The organism is Mycobacterium simiae (assembly GCF_008370645.1).
GTDB classification, from domain to species: domain Bacteria; phylum Actinomycetota; class Actinomycetes; order Mycobacteriales; family Mycobacteriaceae; genus Mycobacterium; species Mycobacterium simiae_A.
Genome location: NZ_VTZN01000705.1, coordinates 1 through 202 on the forward strand (window position 1 = coordinate 1; position 202 = coordinate 202).

The following is a 202-nucleotide window of genomic DNA, read 5'->3' on the forward strand; positions in this document are numbered from 1 at the left end:
AGGTCTTGTCCCTGCCCGACGCGGCCACCCTCGTGGCCGCCCGCGGCCGACTCATGCAAGCCTGCCCCCCCGGGGCGATGCTGGCCATCCACGCCACCACCGACGACATCACCGCCCTGCTCGCCGACCACCCCGACACCGCCATCGCCGCCATCAACAGCCCCACCTCCATCGTCATCGCCGGACCCTTCGACGACATCGA

Annotated in this window: 1 protein-coding gene; it reads left to right on the forward strand. The window is 71.3% G+C overall.

The window, feature by feature from the left end:
* Positions 1–202, forward strand: a 202-nt coding sequence (locus tag F0Q45_RS28550; protein WP_188113236.1) for a hypothetical protein, incomplete at both ends; no start/stop codon positions are given.